Origin of the sequence: Pseudomonas sp. P7548 (assembly GCF_013386585.1) — a bacterium.
In the GTDB taxonomy this organism is placed as follows: domain Bacteria; phylum Pseudomonadota; class Gammaproteobacteria; order Pseudomonadales; family Pseudomonadaceae; genus Aquipseudomonas.
On the sequence record NZ_JACARO010000135.1, the window covers coordinates 1 to 3,363 of the forward strand.

The 3,363-nt window shown below is 63.9% G+C and carries 3 protein-coding genes and 1 pseudogene; 1 reads left to right on the forward strand and 3 read right to left on the reverse strand.

Going from position 1 to position 3,363, the window contains the following annotated elements:
- From HX803_RS31380 to HX803_RS31390, 3 genes and pseudogenes are all read right to left on the reverse strand, one after another.
- The coding region (locus HX803_RS31380; RefSeq protein WP_178925964.1) for an aldehyde dehydrogenase family protein at window positions 1-1,076 on the reverse strand (1,076 nt) is incomplete at its 3' end.
- A 22-nt stretch (window positions 1,077-1,098) separates the two neighbouring features.
- On the reverse strand, window positions 1,099-2,004 hold the full coding sequence (locus HX803_RS31385; RefSeq protein ID WP_178925965.1) for a flavin reductase family protein: 906 nt from the start codon (window positions 2,002-2,004) through the stop codon (window positions 1,099-1,101).
- A gap of 113 nt (window positions 2,005-2,117) precedes the next feature.
- Window positions 2,118-2,649, reverse strand: a pseudogene (locus HX803_RS31390) (amino acid synthesis family protein).
- A gap of 176 nt (window positions 2,650-2,825) precedes the next feature.
- On the opposite strand from HX803_RS31390, the gene HX803_RS31395 reads away from it, so the two are divergent.
- The coding region (locus HX803_RS31395) for a GAF domain-containing protein (RefSeq protein WP_256732984.1) at window positions 2,826-3,363 on the forward strand (538 nt) is incomplete at its 3' end.

A 3,363-nucleotide genomic window follows, 5' to 3' on the forward strand; every position in this document is an offset into this window, starting at 1 on the left:
GCGGCCTGGGCGCCTTGCTGCAGGCCGCTGGCGATATAGCCCTCAATCTTTTGCAGTTGGGCTTGCAACGCCAAGGGGCCGATATCGGTATTGGCTTCCATCGGATGGCCCACGGTGATTTTTTGCGTGCGCGCCACCAGTGCTTCCACAAACTGGTCGTAGATCGACGCCTCGACAAAACAACGCGAACCGGCCACGCAGCTTTGCCCGGCTGCGGCGAAAATCCCCGAGACCACGCCGTTGACGGCTTTCTCGATGTCGACGTCGGCAAACACCACGTGAGGTGATTTGCCGCCCAATTCCATCTGGCACGGCACCAGGTTGTTCGCCGCGTTGCCGGCAATGCGGCGGCCGGTGTCGGTGCTGCCGGTAAACACGTACTTGGCAATGTCCGGGTGGCGCGTCAAGGCGTCGCCGGTGATCGCGCCGTTGCCGGTCACCACGTTGACCACGCCGGCCGGAAAGCCCGCCTGGATGATCAATTCGGCCAGGGCCAGGGTCGAGGCGCTGGCGTGTTCCGACGGCTTGATCACCACGGTATTGCCGATCGCCAGGCACGGCGCCAGGGTGCCAGTGAGCAGCATCAGCGGCGAGTTCCACGGGGTGATCATGCCGACCACGCCCAGGGGCTCGCGGCTGCTGTAGTTGAGCTGATTGAGCTTGTTGACCGGGATCACCTCGCCTTGCAGCTTGTCGGCCATGCCGGCGAAGTAGGTGTAGGCGTCGGGCAGGGCGCTCATTTGCGCGCTCATCTCGCGCAGCAGCTTGCCGTTGTCGCGGGTTTCCAGCAGGGCCAGTTCCTCGGCGTGTTCGGCCACCAGTTGCGCCAGGCGATAGAGCAGCTTGCCCCGTGCGGTGGGCGTGATGTCGCGCCACTGCGGGTCGTGGAAGGCGCGCTTGGCCGATGCCACCGCGCGAGCGACATCGCTGGCGTCGCCCTGGGCGAACTGGTACCAGGCCTGGCCGGTGGTGGGGTCGAAGCTGTCGACATAGGTGCCGCTGGCCGGCTCGACGAAGCGGCCGTCGATAAACAGGTTGAGACGATTGCCCTCAAGGGCGCTGACCGTGGTTTTCATGCAAGTGTCCTGTGTGTGCGGTTCAAAGCGGGGCGTTTTCGAGCATCGCGATGCGCCCGCTGGCGGCGGAGCCGGTGTAGATGCCGAATTGCTGGTTCTCGCGTTCGCGGGCGTAGCGCCGCACCACCGAGCGCAGTTCGTTGACCGGCATCAGGTCGATGGGCAGGTCGTCCAGCGGGAAGAAGCGCAGGGTGTCGGGCAGTTCGGCGGCCAACGCGCCAAGCTGGGCGCGGTAGATCAGGAAGCCCGGGTCGGTGTCATCCACGTCGAACACCGAATACAAGAAGGTCGATTCCAGTTCCACCGGCAAAGCGCTGCTGCCGGCATCGATAAAGCCCTTGCGCTTGCCCGCCACGGGCAGGGTCCAGCCGCCCTGGCCGTCGGCGCGGAACAGAATTGCGCCATCGGTTTCGATCAGGTAGCCGATGATCATCTTGTGCGAGTCCAGCCAGCTGGCCGGCAGCGGGTCCTGGANNAACTTGGGGCTGGTGCCGAAGGCGCGCACCTGGCCGATCAGCACCAGGTGGTCGCCGGCGTCGATGCGCTGGTGCACGCTGCAGTCGAACCAGGTCAGGCTGTCGGTGAGGATGGGCGCACCGGTGTGCACGGTGTCGTGGTTGACGGTGTGGAATTTGTCCGGCGACTTGGAGGCGAAGGTGCCGGAGACATCCACTTGCCCTTCATGCAGCAGGTTGACGGCAAAGTGTTCGCTGGCCGCAAACGCGCCATGGCTGGCGGCGGATTTCCCGACGCACACCAGCAGCAGCGGCGGGTCGAGGGAAACCGAGGTAAACGAGTTGGCGGTCATGCCCCGAGGGTTACCGTCGGCGTCATGGGTGGTGATCACGGTCACGCCGGTCACAAAGGTGCCGAAGGCCTGGCGCAAGGCGCCCGGGTCGACGGCTGCAACGTTGTCGGTACTCGGCATCGGAGTGCTCCTGTTGTTGGGGTGTCAAGCAAGCCTACGGGCGGTTCTTACCCCAGGCTTGCGACGATCACGGGTAAAACCCTGGAAAGTTTTGCGCGGTTTCAGCGCAGGGCTCAGTCCCTGGGCTGCTCGGCTTCCATCTCCGCCATGTCCTGATAACGGTCGGCAATGCGCGGGTGAGCACGGGAGCCGTCGGACGCACCAATGGCGATCAGCACCTCATCCGGCCCCGGGGCATCAGCCACCTGGAAGTTGGCGGTGAGGAAGTGCGAGCGCTTGCCGGTTTCGCTCTTGTGCACCATCGGCAAGGCGAGCAGGGCNNCCAAAGCGCAGGGTGTGGATCAGGCCCGAGGCGTGCTCGATCTCACCGTTGACGCCTACGGCGGCGGCCTTGCCAAATGCTTCGACTTTGCCTCCCGGCATCAGCGCAATCAGGCGGCGGGTCATTTCGTGGCCCAGGCCGGGGGCCAGGCGCAGGATCTCGGGGCGCAGGTTTTCGACGAAGCCCTGGCCGGCCCAGGGGTTTTTCAAGATGGCGGCCACCACGATCAGCGTGATGGGTTTGCCGGCGTCCTTGCCCCCTTCGATAAAGGTTTCTTCGATGAAGGTGCAGTATTTCCTGACGCCCAGATTGTCCAGATTCATGATGAGGTGTCGCCCTTGTGGCTGTTGGTTTGACCCAAGGCTATGGGCAAAGGCAAAACCCGTCCTCCGTCGTTTCAGCGCATAAAAGCAGTAGACATTGCTACGAAGTGGAGCAAGTATCAGGCGGGCCGGGCAGGCACCTTGGCTGCCATGTTCCACCCGTTCAGGTGAGCGCCTTGAATCGAGAAATGCAGATACTGTCGCTGCGCGACGTGGCCAGCCAGATCAACTCCGGCGGCGACTTGCAGTCGATGCTGCACCAGCTGGTGTACGCCAGCTGCCGCCACACCCACTGGACCATGAGTTCGATCATGGCCATCGACATGGAGGCGGGGTTCGGCCATGTGATCGCCCGTCACGACCCCACTCTCGTGCAGCGCCCGCTGGTGGACAGTTGGGAGCTGTCCTCCAGCCCGGTGATGACTGCGTTACAGCGCAACGAACCGGTGTTTATCCGTGATGTGCGTGATTGCGAGTACCCGGGCTATCGCCGCGAATCGGTGGAGCGCGACTACCGCACGGTGATGGTGATGCCGATGAATTGCACGGACTTCGACGGCCGGCCCATGGTGCTCAGCGTGATTTCCCGCACCTTGATGGACGTGTCCGAAGAAGACCGGGTGTTCCTCGGCATGATCATCCACCTGGGCGCCATCGCCGTGGAACGCCAGCGCCAGCTGGAAGCCGAACGCCGCGCTGCCGAACGCATGCAGC